Raw genomic sequence first — 14,890 nt, forward strand, 5'->3', positions numbered from 1 at the left:
AGATGTCAATGAGATACTCATTTGATACTATTAAATTCGGATAGTAAATAAATAATTGCATAATAATGCTTAGTTATTATTGTGCTGATTCATATAACTGCCATGGAATATAAGGGGGAGTTTAATAAAGGAAATATGTAACATAAATGTCACATAAACTCGTGTTTTAACACTATTAATTTATGAATAAAATGGGTAGAATGTAGTATATTATGTTAAGAAATTAAATTGGAAGAAAGGAGGATGCGAGTGTGAGTCGTGTAAATTTATATGTTCATTATGATTCTGTTACTAACCATATTATGACTCGAGGTATTGATCTAGTCCTTGAGGATTTTGAATCCCAGTATATGCCGAATAATATAATACTTGCTCAAGCACCTCCTGAAGTTGGACGTTTTGACGCGCAAACAAATTTCAAAGTTTTACGAAATAAAACAGAAGTAGCGAACTACTTCGAAGCTAGCAGCAACGCAGAGTTGCGAATGTCAAATTGGATTGATTTTGAAAATATGGAATCCATGCACCAATTAACAGCCAATGAGATAGCTGAGATTTTATATTTGTTCCACGCAAATAAAGGCTTAAAGTCAGCATTTTTCTATAAACTTCAAAACAATTACGTATTTTTAAGGTTACCTAATGGCCTACTGAAAGTCTTTTACCGCTTTGTTTCACACTTCTATTCACGTTTTCAAAGAGTTATCCAAGCTAGAATGGTTGCGTTAGTGAATGAATCCCGTTCACTCTTTTTTATGCGAAAAGAAAAAGTAAATCCTTTACCCTTGAATGTTGTGGAGCAAATCGCTCCGCTATTCTCTCGTGGATTAAAAATTAACTTTGTTCAAGCAATTCAAACGGGTACGTATTGGAAAGTGCCATTAAATATTATCGAAGACGAATTGACCTTATTAACGCAAGATCAAGTACCAAAAGAACACATTGGCTTTCTAGTTTATGATACGAACGCACAGCGCTGGACGTTAGAATTAGAAGTTATTGAAGACATCGATGATTTTGAATTACGAAGTCAAGGGGTTACATCAAGCAGTGTGGATGCTTAGTAAGCTTAGATAGTAACTTGCTTTATTCCATTATATAAATTAATATATAGTATTATGAATTGAATAGAAAAAAATATTATTTTTACAGTGGAAATATGGTATAATTACTATTGTTAAAATTAAAAAAATTTTATCTATTAGACGAGTTTACTATTGGAGGTTTAGACAATGAAAATCACAATGCTTTATGGCGGACAAAGCGCAGAGCATGATATTTCGATATTATCAGCACATAATATCGTGCAACAAATTATGTTCGATGTATATACAGTTCAACCTATCTATATTACCCGCCAAGGGAAGTGGATTAAGGGACCTTTATTGGAAGAGCCAAGCGCGTTCTCGGAACAGTTACGCTTAAGTTCCGCACAAGTAGAATCCTGGTGTGATAATGAAAAAGGTTCTTCGACCGGTATTAACATTAATCCTGGTGATATTGCGGAAGAGGATACAGTTGTCTTCCCAATTCTTCATGGACCAAATGGAGAAGATGGCACAATTCAAGGATTCTTAGAAATTCTAAATCTTCCATATGTAGGAGCAGGCGTAGCTGCAAGTGCTGCTGGAATGGATAAAATTATCAGTAAAAACTTATTTGAACGTGCAGGACTACCGCAAGTTCCTTACATCGCTTTCGATCAAAGAGAATGGCAATCAGATAAAGAAGACTTAATTGCGCGTTCAGAAGGTAGCTTGTTATATCCATTATTTGTTAAACCAGCGAATTTAGGTTCTAGTGTCGGGATATCAAGAGTGACTGACAGCAGTGAATTAGTTGAAGCTGTGGAATTGGCTTTACAATTTGATCGTCGTATCGTTGTTGAGCAAGGAATTCGCGCAGAAGAGTGTGAAGTGGCTGTCTTAGGGAATGATGATGCGCACGTCAGTGTGGTTGGACAATTGGTGAAGCAATCTGATTTTTACAATTATGATGAGAAATACATCAATAATACCGTTGAGATGCAAATTCCAGCTGAAATTCCTAACCACATCGCTAGCCAAGTTCAAGAATACGCGCTTGCAGCCTATCGTGCGATTGATTGTTCGGGCTTAGCTCGCGTAGATTTCTTCTTAACAAACAATGGAGACATCTATATTAATGAAATCAATACTATGCCAGGCTTTACCCAATACAGTATGTATCCGAACTTATGGTTAGGTACTGGCTTAAGTCAACGTGATTTAATTGATGAATTAATCCAGTTAGCCTTACGTCGCCATGAAAGAAATAGCCAATTAAAAGTCGATTTTTAGTCGAATACGAATCATTATTTTGCTTTGCAATAGTGATTCGTATTTTATTTTGGACAAAATATGATATATTTAACTAGATATGATAAATAACGAGAAATGTATGGTAGGTGAAACATGAAAAATATTAAATTAATGGATGTAGTTAAAGCAGTACATGCGATTGACTACACCGCAGAAAATAGAGACATTGAAATTAATAACGTAGAATTCGATTCCCGCCAAATAACTTCTGGAAGCTTATTCGTTCCGCTAACTAGTGGAAAGACAGACGGCCATGAATATATCCAAAAAGCGATTGAGAATGGTGCTATCGCAACTTTTTGGTCTAAAGACCAAGCTGAGGCTCCTTCGGAACAAATTGCCTGCATCTTTGTAGACGATACTTTAGAAGCGATGCAAGCCTTAGCGAAATACTACCGTGACATTCTAGACCCAATCGTGATTGGAATTACAGGAAGTAACGGAAAGACAACGACCAAAGATATGACAGCCAACGCGCTCATGGCAAAATACCAAGTGCATAAAACTCAAGGGAACTATAATAATGAGATTGGTTTACCTTATACGTTACTGCAAATGCCAGAAACAACTGAAGTTGTAGTGTGTGAAATGGGTATGAGTGGTTTCGGGGAAATTAAAGCTTTGAGTGAAGTTGCCCAACCGGATATTGCAGTCATCACATTGATTGGCGAAAGTCATTTAGAGTTCTTAGGATCACGTGCAGGAATTGCTCAAGCCAAATTAGAAATTTCATCTGGCTTAAAAGAATCTGGTCTATTTATTTATCCAGGTGACGAGCCCTTAATACAAAGTGAGATGCCAGAATTAAATAAATCCATTGATACGCTAAGTATCGGCTTTGACGAGACCAGTGATGTTTATGCGAAAGAATTAATTGAAGAACAAAGTAAAACTTACTTTAAAACAAACTTAGACGAAAATGTTCTATGTATGATTCCGGTTATGGGAGCGTATAACGTATCAAACGCCTTAATTGCTTTAAGTATTGCCAAAAGCATTAATGTTCCAATTGAACAAGCGATCTTCCAATTGTCTCAGTTTAAATTAACGGCGAACCGTTTAGAATGGCTAGAGATGAAGAATGGCGCTCAACTATTAAATGACGCCTATAATGCGAGCCCAACATCGATGCGAGCAGTATTACAAGCTTATTCAACACTTCAAACAAAAGAGAACGGTCGTAAAATTGCTGTCCTAGGAGATATTCGCGAATTAGGTCCTCACAGTGAACAATTCCACCGTGAGATTGCGAAAGATATTGACCCGCAAAATATCGATGTCGTTTACTTGTTTGGTGAGCAAATGCAATATTTATACGAAGAATTAAAAGAAGTTTATGATGACACACATCTCATCTATGAACCAGAAAGCCATCAAATACTCATTGAACAACTTGAAAATACGGTTACTTCAGAGGATATGGTCTTAGTTAAATCAAGTTTCGGCGTTGATTTATTAAGAATCGTGACACACTTAACAAGTAAGGAAACGCAATCATAAACAAAATAGTTGTGACGTAAGGATTAACATGTTACACTAACAAAGGTTAAAGTGAAAATTTACATAGCATCGCCTAATGACACATGCCCATTGCTTGATACTGAGTTGTGTCTAGGCGTTTTTTCTTTTTAAACAAACATATAACAAACAGGCAAAACAGAAAGAGGTAATACCTTAGTGAAATTTAATGAATTTAATTTAAAACCCGAACTAATCCATACTTTAGATGATATGGGGTTCGAGGAACCAACACCTATTCAACAACAAGCAATCCCACATGCACTAGAAGGACGCGACGTTATTGGTCAAGCTCAAACTGGTACTGGTAAAACAGCTGCATTTGGTCTTCCAATGTTGAATAAAATCCACAATAATAATAAAGGAATTCAAGGAATTGTTATTGCACCAACTCGTGAACTTGCAATCCAAGTTCAAGAAGAAATTTTCCGCTTAGGAAAAGATGTTCGCGCACGCGTATTCACTGTATACGGTGGAACATCCATTCAAAAACAAATCGAACGTATCAAACGTAATCACCCACAAATCATCGTTGGGACACCAGGACGTGTTCTAGATTTAATTAACCGTCGTGTCTTAAACTTAAAAGGCATCGAGACAGTCATCTTAGACGAAGCAGATGAGATGTTAAATATGGGATTCATCGATGATATTAAATCGATTATCGAAAAAACTCCTGCAACACGTCAAACATTATTATTCTCAGCAACAATGCCAGCTGCAATTAAAAAATTAGGAGAGCAATTCTTAACTGACGCAATTCACGTGAAGATTGAAGCGAAAGAAATGACAGCTGATTTAATTGAACAATACTTTGTTAAATTAAAAGACAACGAAAAATTTGATGTCTTAACACGCTTCATGGACGTACAAAATCCAGAGCAAGCCATCATCTTCTGTCGTACAAAAAAACGTGTTGATGAAGTAGGACGCGGTTTAACATTACGTGGTTACAACTCAGAATTAATTCACGGTGACGTAACACAACAAAAACGTTCAAGCGTAATTAACGAATTCCGTCAAGGACGCATTGAAATCTTAGTGGCAACTGACGTTGCAGCTCGTGGTTTAGATATCTCAGGTGTGACACACGTTTATAACTATGATATTCCACAAGACCCAGAAAGTTACGTTCACCGTATCGGACGTACAGGACGAGCTGGTAAAGATGGCATGTCATTATCATTCGTTACACACAACGAAATGTCTTACTTAAAAACAATCGAGAACTTAACTCGTAAACAAATGAAACCATTAAGCCCGCCAACATCAGAAGAAGTAGAGCACGGACAAGTTCAACAATTAGTTGACCAAATTAATGAGATTTTAGAATCGAGTGAAGCAAACAAACACCGCAACACTGCGAAAATGTTATTAGCGCACTACGAAGCAAATGATTTAGTTTCGGCTTTATTAAAAGAAGTTTTATCAGAAAATAACGATGTTGAGGTTGTTATTTCTCCACAAAGACCATTACCAAATGCTGGTGGAAAGAAATCTAAAAACAACAAAAAATACAACAGACGCCGTAGTAACAACCGTAATGACCGTGGTGGAAACAACCGTGGAAAACAAGGATACAAAGGCAAACAAGGTAACAAAGGTAAACAACAAGGAAACAATTCTGATCGTAAAAGCAAGAACTTTAAAATCAAGTCTAAAAACGACTAAGTAGCACATTCTATGAAATGTTTGTTAAAAAAGTACCATATTCATTTTAACGGAATAAACTAAACACAGTTTATCCTTTTATTCAGCTTTTCTAATATAGTAAAAGCTGACTTTTAACCAAAAAATACATATATATAAATAGTATAAGTAAAGCAATGGCGGAAGCTAACGCATTTTGCTGCAGAAGCCGTATGACACAATGTTCATACGGCTTTTATTGTATAATTGAATATATAAAATCAAAAGGGAGAACTAGAATGCAATTAGGGACAGATATAATAGAAATAGAACGTATTGTAGAAGTTTCTGTGCGACAACCTTGTTTTGCGGCTAAGATTCTGACGGAACTTGAGTTGGAAATCTATAATACATACTCGCAAGTCAGGCAAGCCAGCTTTTTAGCGGGACGATTTAGTGCCAAAGAAGCCTATGGAAAAGCTTTAGGGACAGGCGTAGGTAGTAAATTAAAGTTTACTGATATTACCATATTGCCTGACGAACGCGGTGTGCCGGTAATTACTAACGCACCCTTTACTCACCCAGAAGCGAAAGTTTCCATCAGTCATTCACGCTTTCATGCGACAGCAACTGTGATTGTTGAATTAGATGATCCTACATTAAGAGACAGATTAAAAGAGTATTTTTCTAATAAGAAGGAGATAAATTAATGATAGATTATAGCGACCATAGACCTACACAAGCGATCGTCGATTTAACTGCGATTCGCCACAATATTCACTTAGTTGAAAGTCAGTTAAAAGACAATCAACAAATTTATGCCACTGTCAAAGCTGATGGCTACGGACACGGAGCTGTGCCAATAGCTCGAGCAGCGCTTCAGGCTGGTGCAACTGGATTAGCTGTTGCGACAGTTGATGAAGGAATTGAATTACGTAGCCAAGGATTCTCACAAGTGCCCATTCTTATATTAGGCCTAACAGATTCGCGTGGTATCGCAGAAATTTTACATTATAATTTAACCATTACCGTGAGTCATTTAGATTTTTTCAAACTGGCTTATGAGCAATTAGAAGAAACAAACCAGCTTGGTTTATTAAATCTATCTAAATTAACTTTCCATCTGGCTTTAGATACAGGTATGGGACGTATTGGACTGCGCTCTGTTGAAGAAGTTGAAGTATTTAAAGCAGGCATTAAAGCCTATCCTTGGACAAATTGGGAAGGTGTCTTTACCCACTTCTCAACAGCCGGTGGTGGACCAGAAGAATATATTGAAGAGCAATATAATAAGTGGGTAGAATTAACTGAAGCTATTCCTGAAGATGTTAAAGTGCGTCATATCGCCAACTCTGGTATGGGTATGTGGCATTTGGATTATCCAACCGATATTATTCGTTTAGGAAGTGCGATGTACGGAATTGACCCCAAAGGTGATTTTGATAATCCAATCACTAAAGATTTACGACCGGCTTTACAATTAGTGTCCGAATTAATCTATGTGAAGAAAGTAGAGAAGGGATCTAAAGTGAGCTACGGCGCTACGTATGAAGCAAGTGAAGATGAGTGGATTGGAACAATTCCAATTGGTTATGCAGACGGGTGGTTACGTCACTATAAAGGAATTTCTTTAAATGTTGACGGCCAAGCTTGCCCAATTGTTGGGACGATTAATATGGATCAATTGATGATTCGCTTACCGCGTGAATATCCTATTGGAACAAACGTGACTCTGATCGGAACGGATTATAAAGGGAAAAACCATGCGACAACAATTGCAAAAGAAGTTGGAACGATTGGTTATGAAATCCTAACGTCTATTGGTCCTCGAGTGACAAGAGTCTATTTAGACGATTCTTATTAAAAATTTCAAGGAGGCAAAATTATGTTAAAAGTAGCAAAATTAGTTGTCGGTCAAATTCAGGAAAATACGTATGTCGTCTATAATGAAGACAACAAAGCATTGATTATTGATCCAGGTGATGATGCAGACCGTATTATCGCTTGGATAAAGGAAAATAGTTGGGAGCCCGAAGCGATTCTGATTACTCATACACATTTTGACCATGTCTTAGCAGTGGATTCAGTGCGAGATGAATTCGGTATTGAAGTATATGTTCATGAAATTGAATCGGAGACATTCCAAACTCCGAACCGTAATATGCAACCAAGTACAGTTGTAGTGAACCATCCAGCGGATCATTTATGGACTGAACTTGGAGAACATACAGTCGGACCATTTACCTTTGACATTGCGTTGATTCCAGGTCACAGTCCCGGACATGTCGTGTACACATTCAAAGAAGATGGCTTCGTGATTTGTGGCGACACTGTATTCAACGGCTCGATTGGTCGAACTGATACACCTGGTGGCGATTTACAAACGTTATTAGTTGGAATTGTCCGCAATATCTTAACTTTACCCGGAGACTTTGTATTGTTTCCAGGACATGGTGGACCAACGACTGTCTCACAAGAAATCCAATCGAATCCTTTCTTACAAGGCTTTAAAGCTTAAAAACATTAAATGAGAGCAAGCAAAAAGTGTCCAAAAAACTTTGGACACTTTTTAATTTGTGATGGGTGAATGAGTTGGGGTGGAACTAGAGCCAAACCGGGGATCCATTTGTCTTGAGTGGTTGCAACTAGAGTCGAACGCCAAACTCATTAGTCTTGAGTTGCCTTAACTTGAGCCAAACAGCACAGCCATCTAACTCAAATGCTCTCTCAAATTTTCACTATCCTACAACGTAACCACATTGACATCGTATTTGCGGCGAGTCAAGTCTTTAACTAGTGCACGGACTGATGATACATCCAAGTACTCTGGTAGCGTTACCATTAAGTAAGTGGACGTATCATAGGTTGTTTTCTCAAAGGTAACGGCAGATTGAATATCTGCTTTACGATTCACAAGTCGAGCTAACTTGTTCAGCTCGCCTTTTTCCCCACGTGTTTGAATAGCAAGAACGTAACCTGACTTGTCTGCGACCCAAGCTTGAGCTAAGTAATTAATCATAGCATCATGTTGGATGACGCCCGTAAAGACATTTTCCTTATCCAATACGGCAATAAAAGGTAAATCACGAATCGCAAAAATTAATTGGTAAAAGGTATCATTCTCGTGAACAACTCGCGTCGTGTTTTTAAGAAATTGAGTCACTTTTACTTGCGCAAGATCGGCATCGGGATGATGAAATTTGTATTTATAAATATGATAACGGTAAATATTACCGCGGTATAATGTATTAGTAGCATCGACGACCGGCGCATTTCTTAAAGAATGCTGCTCTAAAATTTCGATCGCGTCGAGACAATTCATTGTTTCATTAATCGTCACAATATTGTCTTTATGATGCACGAGGTTTTTTATCATAAAGCGAAACTCCTTGTAGTAAAATTCACTGTAGTTTGATAGATTCATATTAGCAAAATGTGATTCAGAATGCAAAGGTTTTCTAATCGTTTTTTAATATTAAGTTAATGTTAAATCTGCGTTTCTCATTAGCACAACATATAATATTAACATATATGCGTAAAATTATCTAGTTTTTATTAGAATTATTATGCAATAGAAATATGTTAAAAACCATTCATATTTCATTCAGGAAAAAATAGAAAAGAACACTGATTTTACAAGAAGATGAAGGTTAAACTTGATAAAAATTGCTTACATAAAAAAAGGGGGGAAAGACAGGTTAAATTCATCTTTTATTTCTTGCAATTTGTTCGTTTTTTTCTTATATTTATAAGTAAAGAAAAAAATTGAATTATTAAAAGGAGAGAAAATAATGGGTTCCTCGGGGTCCTTGTGGACACAAGTCATAGTAATTATAGTCTTGACGGCAATTAACGCGTTTTTCGCAGCAAGTGAAATTGCCTTCGTATCAGTCAACCAGTCAAAAATGAAAGCATTAGCAGAAGAAGGTAATAAGAAAGCTCAAAGGGTTTTGGAATTATTAGAGAATTCTGATGATTTCTTAGCAACTATTCAAGTTGCGATCACTTTAGCGGGATTCTTATCCAGTGCCTCTGCAGCGACTTCATTTGCTGACAGATTCTCAGCTTTGCTACCGACATTTCCTGGAGCAGTAACAGTTGCGATTGTTGTCGTTACGTTAATTTTGTCTTATATTACTTTAGTGTTCGGTGAATTGTTTCCAAAACAAGTGGCATTACAAATGCCAGAAAAAATCGCCATGGGTACAAGTGGTATTATTGGAACGATTCAGAAAATTTTCCGTCCCTTTATTGCACTATTATCAGCTTCAACTGGATTATTACAGCGACTAACACCTCTTGATTTCTCAGAGAATGATGAAACATTCACTCGTGATGAGATGAAAGTGTTAATGGCTGAAAGTCGAAAAGAAGGTTCTATTGATTTAGCTGAATTTTCAATGCTTCAAGGTGTCCTATCTTTAGATGATAAGATGGCTAGAGAAATCATGGTGCCACGTACGGATACAATCATGGTTGATATTGAAGATGACTACGATGAGAATATTGAAGCGTTGCTAGATACACCTTACTCACGAATTCCTATCTATGAAGGTGAAAAAGATAATGTTGTGGGTGTTGTTCATATGAAGAATTTATTGAAACACGCACGAACAGTTGGTTTTGATAATATTGATATTCTTGATATATCAAGTGAGCCACTATTTGTACCATCCACAGTCTTTGTTGATGATTTATTAGTTGAATTCCGACGTGAAGAAACTCACTTGGCTATACTGCGAGATGAGTATGGTGGGGTTGAAGGGATTGTTACATTAGAAGACGTGTTAGAAGAGATTGTTGGGGATATCGAAGATGAGACAGATATCTCAACAGCAGGTGACATACGTAAAATCGATGATAACAATTATTATGTGAATGGTATTTTACCAATTGATAAATTTAATCAGTATTTTGATGTTGAATTAGAAAATGATGAAGTAGATACAATTGCTGGTCTGATTATTTATCATCTAGGCTATGTGCCAGACGATGACGAGCGAATTGTTCTAAGAGCAAGTGATTATGTGATTACGACAAGTCATATTGATAACGGTCGAATTCGTGGAATTCACGTGGAATATGATGACGATCAGAAAATTTCGAGTGATTATAACTTATACCATGACGTCACTGCAGATGCGAGTGATATAACAGTAGAAGAATTATTGGACTTAGACTCTGGAGAGAGTGACCAATAATCAAGTATGTCTAACGAACTTTCGGTACTCTTTGAGTCGGCCAGCTAGGACTGATCAAGCGCCAAAGTTCGTTTTTTTTTGGAGAATATTGAATAGAGGAGTAATAACATGTTAAACGAAATGATGCACCGCCCAATCGTGATGCAAAAAGTTGTTGACTTTATGCGTGAAGGCCAACTTGACTTTGAGGGAGGACTTGGTGAGATTGAAGCTTACGCGAATGAATTAGGCATTCCGATTGTACCGCATGAAACAGCGAAGTTTCTTGATTTCTTTACTGCAACCATGCAACCAAGTCAAGTTCTAGAAATCGGAACAGCCATCGGCTTCTCAGCAAGTTTAATGGCACAGCATTTACAAGCAGATGGGCATTTAACGACCATTGACCGCTATGAAAAAATGTATGAACGTGCCAAAGAAAACTTTAAAAAGCTGGGTCTAGAAGATCGCATTACTCTAATTGAAGGAGACGCAGCGGATGTCTTGCCGACCTTAGAAGGTTCATATGATTTAATCTTTATGGATAGTGCCAAAGCGAAATATATCGAATTTTATCCTGAGTGTATGCGTCTACTTCGTCAAGGAGGCGTATTAATTATTGACGATGTATTTCAAGGTGGTACAGTATTAGATGATGAAGCAGAAATTCCAAAACGCGTTAGAAAAATTCATCGTAAATTAAATGAATTGTTCGATACTGTATTAAATGATAAAACAAACCGTTCAACACTCGTTCCACTTGGCGATGGCCTTTTAATGGTCAGAAAGGAAGTAGCATAAATGACACGTGATATTCAACTCGTAGCAATTGATTTAGATGGGACTTTACTAAGAGATGACAAATCTTTGTCGCAAGAAAATGTAGACGCAATTAAAGAGGCGATTGAACAAGGTGTTCAAGTCGTTATTTGTACAGGACGTACGCTACCAAGTATTCAATATTTGTCTAAACAGCTGCCACAAGGGCATGGCGATGAATATTTAATCTTACAAAATGGGGCAGTTGTCCATCAGTTACCTGACTTAAATATTGTTCATGAAACAATCTTAACTGAAGCAGACCGTCAAGCAATTTATGATGTCTTTAAAGAGTACCGGAGTGAAGAAGTTCAAATGGTTGCCTTTGATCCAGACAAGCTGTATTTAGTTGATGATGAGACAGCGAATCCAACGGTTGTACAAGATGCTAAAACGTTAAGTACTGATATTACATTGGCAAAATTTGAAGAAGTTCTAAACTTAGAGACACTCTATAAAATCGTTGTCTTTGGTGGAGTTGAATTTATCGATGATTATTTAGAAAAAATTCCTAATGAATTATATGAACAAGTTCATATTGTCCGCTCTTTACCCGTTGCAATTGAATTTATTCCTAAATTAGCGAATAAAGCTAATGGTCTAAATGCTTTAATCCAACTGTTAGATATTAAAGCTGAAAACATTATGACCATAGGGGACGAACTAAATGATTACGAAATGGTTAAAATGGCTGGTTTAGGAGTCGCAATGGAAAATGGCCATCCAGAAGTAAAAAGAGTGGCCGATGAGCTGACTTTAACGAATAATGAGAATGGAGTCGCACATGCGATTAGAAAATTTGTCACACAACCGCCACACAATAGTTAAGTAATATTTATACTTTATTCACATTTACATGCTAAAATATGTATTTGAATGAGGTCTTGTTATTTAAAAGAACGAATATTAAATTTTTTGAGGTGAACAAATGAAAAAACTAATTATCTCTGTAGTATCGGCACTAGTCATCATAATTGTGGCATATAGTGCAGGTATCGGATATTATGCTGAGAAATTCCAAGCAAATACAACTTTTGGAAGTGTTGATATTAGTAACTTAACACTCCCTGAAGCGGAAGAAAAAATTCAAGAGGATATCTACAGCAAAACTTTCCAAATTACTGAGAACGGCCAAGAAGTTGGTTCGATTCAATTAGGTGAATTGGGACCAGAATTACAAACGGGTGAAGTTTTAACAGAAACTTACAATAGCCAAAACCCAAATGAGTGGATTACAAGTTACTTCCAATCTGAAAACCATGATAGTGGCTTAATGGAAACAATGAATTTAGACGAGCAAAAATTAAACAAACAATTAGCGAATCTAGGTTTAAGTAATGAAGACCGTACAGCGGCTCAAGATGCAGCCATTGAATATACTGAAGCGCAAGGTTACTACGTTACTGAAGCGGAAGAAGGAAATCAATTAGATATTGATAAAGTTCAAGAATTAATTATGAACGGTATTCAAAATGGTGAAGAATCAATCGAAATTAATTCAGCTTACTTAGAACCCGAATTATCAAGTCATGACGAAAAAATCGATTCAGTCATGGAACAAATTGAAACAGCTAAAAACACTGAAATTAACCTTGAAATTGCTGGAAACAATGTCACAATTCCTCAAGAAACAATTGAAGAGTGGATTTACTTTGATTCAAATAACGAGATTGTTTATGACCAAGAATTAATTTACGAATATCTTGGAACATTAAACGATGAATACGCAACTTATGACAAACCACGTCAATTCCAAAGTACTTCAGAAGGTGAAGTAACAGTTGAACCCGGAACATTAGGTTGGTCCATTGACCGTGAATCAGAAACGCAAAACATTTTAGCTGATTTACAAGCTGGTGAGAATGTATCACGTCAACCAAATATAGTGGGGACGGGTTACAATACTGGAGGCAATGATATTGGGGATAGCTACGTTGAAGTCAGTGTTGACCACCAGACAATGTGGGTTTATGTTGATGGACAAATCGTAGTTGAAACACCTATCGTAACCGGACAAATCGGAACAGATACTGTACCAGGTGCTTACTCAATCTGGGATAAAGAAGAAGACTCTGAATTAAAAGGATACAACCCTCGTACAGAGCGTGATTACGTCCAACCAGTAAATTACTGGTTACCATTTGACGATACAGGCCAAGGTATCCATGATGCTGGATGGCAAAGTAATTTTGGCGGAAACACTTATCAAGTATCAGGATCACTTGGATGTATTAATACACCACCTGATGTTATGGCAGATGTTTTTGCTCATGCATACGAAGGTATGCCAGTCCTTATCCATTAATCTTAAGGGCTTAAAAATGACTTTTTAAAAAAATTAGGTTAATATGCAAAGTAGGGGAATGAAATATTCGACTACTTTGCTTTTCTTATTTAGTCATAAATAATTAAGAAAACCTTAATTTATTGTGGCAATTTTGACTATATTTAATAAAACTGTATAATTAATACGATATATATTTAATTAATATTTGACTAACCTAAATATTAATCCTTTATGTAAGGGGGAAGAAAACTATATGAAGAAGATACTTGTTGTCGACGATGAGAAGCCAATCTCGGATATAATTACATTCAATCTATCAAACGAAGGTTATGAAATTGTCACAAGTTTTGATGGCGAAGATGCGATCGAAAAATTTAAAGAAACAAAACCTGACCTCGTTATTTTAGATTTAATGTTACCTAAAAAAGATGGCTTGGAAGTGTGTCGAGAAATTAGAAAAGAAAGTGCTGTGCCGATTATTATGTTAACGGCAAAAGATTCTGAGATTGATAAAGTACTCGGTCTGGAATTAGGTGCTGACGACTATGTAACGAAACCATTCTCTAACCGCGAACTAATGGCTCGTGTAAAAGCGAACCTACGTCGTAACGCTTTAAAAGAAGTTGATGAAGATGAAAATAATGCCAATGAAATCAAAGTAGGCGAATTAATTGTTCACCAAGATGCATACATTGCATCGAAATTAGGTAGAGAAATAGAACTGACTCACCGTGAGTTTGAATTACTTCACTACTTAGCGAAACATATTGGACAAGTCATGACTCGTGAACATTTACTAGAAACTGTATGGGGCTATGATTATTTTGGGGATGTCCGAACAGTGGACGTAACAATTAGAAGATTACGTGAGAAAATCGAAGATCAACCAAGTCACCCGACGTATATTATTACCCGTCGTGGTGTTGGATACTTTTTAAAAAATCCAGAACAAGAATAATTAAATACAATATAAAGTGCCTGCTATTTGCAGAAGGATTCCTTCGCTTAGCAGGCACTTCTTTTATACATAATAAGAACACAATGCTCTTGATTCAAAGTAAATTAAATGAGATTCTAGCTTGTAATTATAGTTAAAAATCAATAAACTGAATCTATAT

The 14,890-nt window shown here is 36.6% G+C and carries 13 protein-coding genes; 12 read left to right on the forward strand and 1 reads right to left on the reverse strand.

Features of this window, described 5'->3' with window-relative positions:
* Positions 1-251 precede the first annotated feature (251 nt).
* The 7 genes from ACEN33_RS03435 (at position 252) to ACEN33_RS03465 (ending at position 8,004) form a co-directional block, all read left to right on the forward strand.
* Positions 252-1,064, forward strand: coding sequence for a hypothetical protein (locus tag ACEN33_RS03435; protein ID WP_407089107.1), 813 nt, complete (start codon positions 252-254; stop codon positions 1,062-1,064).
* Positions 1,065-1,232: 168 nt separating this feature from the next.
* On the forward strand, positions 1,233-2,318 hold the full coding sequence (locus ACEN33_RS03440; protein ID WP_407094158.1) for a D-alanine--D-alanine ligase: 1,086 nt from the start codon (positions 1,233-1,235) through the stop codon (positions 2,316-2,318).
* Positions 2,319-2,432: 114 nt separating this feature from the next.
* A complete protein-coding gene (murF, locus tag ACEN33_RS03445; protein ID WP_407094584.1) occupies positions 2,433-3,839 on the forward strand; it encodes a UDP-N-acetylmuramoyl-tripeptide--D-alanyl-D-alanine ligase in 1,407 nt (468 codons plus the stop codon).
* A gap of 177 nt (positions 3,840-4,016) precedes the next feature.
* On the forward strand, positions 4,017-5,528 hold the full coding sequence (locus ACEN33_RS03450; protein WP_407089110.1) for a DEAD/DEAH box helicase: 1,512 nt from the start codon (positions 4,017-4,019) through the stop codon (positions 5,526-5,528).
* Between the two features lie 257 nt (positions 5,529-5,785).
* A complete protein-coding gene (gene acpS / locus ACEN33_RS03455; protein ID WP_407094218.1) occupies positions 5,786-6,196 on the forward strand; it encodes a holo-ACP synthase in 411 nt (136 codons plus the stop codon).
* On the forward strand, positions 6,196-7,350 hold the full coding sequence (gene alr, locus ACEN33_RS03460; protein WP_407089112.1) for an alanine racemase: 1,155 nt from the start codon (positions 6,196-6,198) through the stop codon (positions 7,348-7,350). The genes acpS and alr overlap by 1 nt, the downstream gene beginning before the upstream one ends.
* A 21-nt stretch (positions 7,351-7,371) precedes the next feature.
* Entirely contained in the window at positions 7,372-8,004 is a 633-nt protein-coding gene (locus tag ACEN33_RS03465; protein ID WP_407089113.1) for an MBL fold metallo-hydrolase, read from the forward strand.
* Between the two features lie 225 nt (positions 8,005-8,229).
* Here the strand turns inward: ACEN33_RS03465 and cbpA are convergent, their stop codons facing one another.
* Positions 8,230-8,862 (reverse strand): cyclic di-AMP binding protein CbpA, encoded by a 633-nt coding sequence (cbpA, locus tag ACEN33_RS03470; RefSeq protein WP_407089114.1) that lies wholly within the window; start codon positions 8,860-8,862, stop codon positions 8,230-8,232.
* 415 nt (positions 8,863-9,277) lie between these two features.
* Here cbpA and ACEN33_RS03475 point away from each other — a divergent pair, with 415 nt between their 5' ends.
* From ACEN33_RS03475 to yycF, 5 genes are all read left to right on the forward strand, one after another.
* Complete coding sequence (locus tag ACEN33_RS03475; RefSeq protein ID WP_407094585.1) at positions 9,278-10,687, forward strand: hemolysin family protein; 1,410 nt, start codon at positions 9,278-9,280, stop codon at positions 10,685-10,687.
* A gap of 108 nt (positions 10,688-10,795) precedes the next feature.
* Positions 10,796-11,467: an O-methyltransferase gene (locus ACEN33_RS03480; protein WP_407089116.1), complete on the forward strand. Its 672-nt coding sequence runs from the start codon at positions 10,796-10,798 to the stop codon at positions 11,465-11,467.
* The gene (locus tag ACEN33_RS03485; RefSeq protein ID WP_407089118.1) at positions 11,468-12,313 is read left to right on the forward strand and encodes a Cof-type HAD-IIB family hydrolase; all 846 of its coding nucleotides are present in this window, start codon (positions 11,468-11,470) and stop codon (positions 12,311-12,313) included. It begins immediately after the preceding gene.
* 100 nt (positions 12,314-12,413) lie between these two features.
* Complete coding sequence (locus tag ACEN33_RS03490) at positions 12,414-13,790, forward strand: peptidoglycan binding domain-containing protein (protein WP_407089119.1); 1,377 nt, start codon at positions 12,414-12,416, stop codon at positions 13,788-13,790.
* A gap of 235 nt (positions 13,791-14,025) precedes the next feature.
* On the forward strand, positions 14,026-14,730 hold the full coding sequence (gene yycF, locus ACEN33_RS03495; protein ID WP_138404477.1) for a response regulator YycF: 705 nt from the start codon (positions 14,026-14,028) through the stop codon (positions 14,728-14,730).
* Positions 14,731-14,890: the final 160 nt, after the last annotated feature.

Source organism: Ruoffia sp. FAM 24228, assembly GCF_045528575.1.
GTDB lineage: Bacteria > Bacillota > Bacilli > Lactobacillales > Aerococcaceae > Ruoffia > Ruoffia halotolerans.

Bases quoted from the DNA above. Each gene is read 5' to 3' on its own strand.
- ACEN33_RS03440 (WP_407094158.1), top strand. From the start codon at position 1,233: ATGAAAATCACAATGCTTTATGGCGGACAAAGCGCAGAGCATGATATT.
- murF (WP_407094584.1), top strand. From the start codon at position 2,433: ATGAAAAATATTAAATTAATGGATGTAGTTAAAGCAGTACATGCGATT.
- acpS (WP_407094218.1), top strand. From the start codon at position 5,786: ATGCAATTAGGGACAGATATAATAGAAATAGAACGTATTGTAGAAGTT.
- alr (WP_407089112.1), top strand. From the start codon at position 6,196: ATGATAGATTATAGCGACCATAGACCTACACAAGCGATCGTCGATTTA.
- ACEN33_RS03465 (WP_407089113.1), top strand. From the start codon at position 7,372: ATGTTAAAAGTAGCAAAATTAGTTGTCGGTCAAATTCAGGAAAATACG.
- cbpA (WP_407089114.1), bottom strand. From the start codon at position 8,862: ATGATAAAAAACCTCGTGCATCATAAAGACAATATTGTGACGATTAAT.
- ACEN33_RS03475 (WP_407094585.1), top strand. From the start codon at position 9,278: ATGGGTTCCTCGGGGTCCTTGTGGACACAAGTCATAGTAATTATAGTC.
- ACEN33_RS03480 (WP_407089116.1), top strand. From the start codon at position 10,796: ATGTTAAACGAAATGATGCACCGCCCAATCGTGATGCAAAAAGTTGTT.
- ACEN33_RS03485 (WP_407089118.1), top strand. From the start codon at position 11,468: ATGACACGTGATATTCAACTCGTAGCAATTGATTTAGATGGGACTTTA.
- ACEN33_RS03490 (WP_407089119.1), top strand. From the start codon at position 12,414: ATGAAAAAACTAATTATCTCTGTAGTATCGGCACTAGTCATCATAATT.
- yycF (WP_138404477.1), top strand. From the start codon at position 14,026: ATGAAGAAGATACTTGTTGTCGACGATGAGAAGCCAATCTCGGATATA.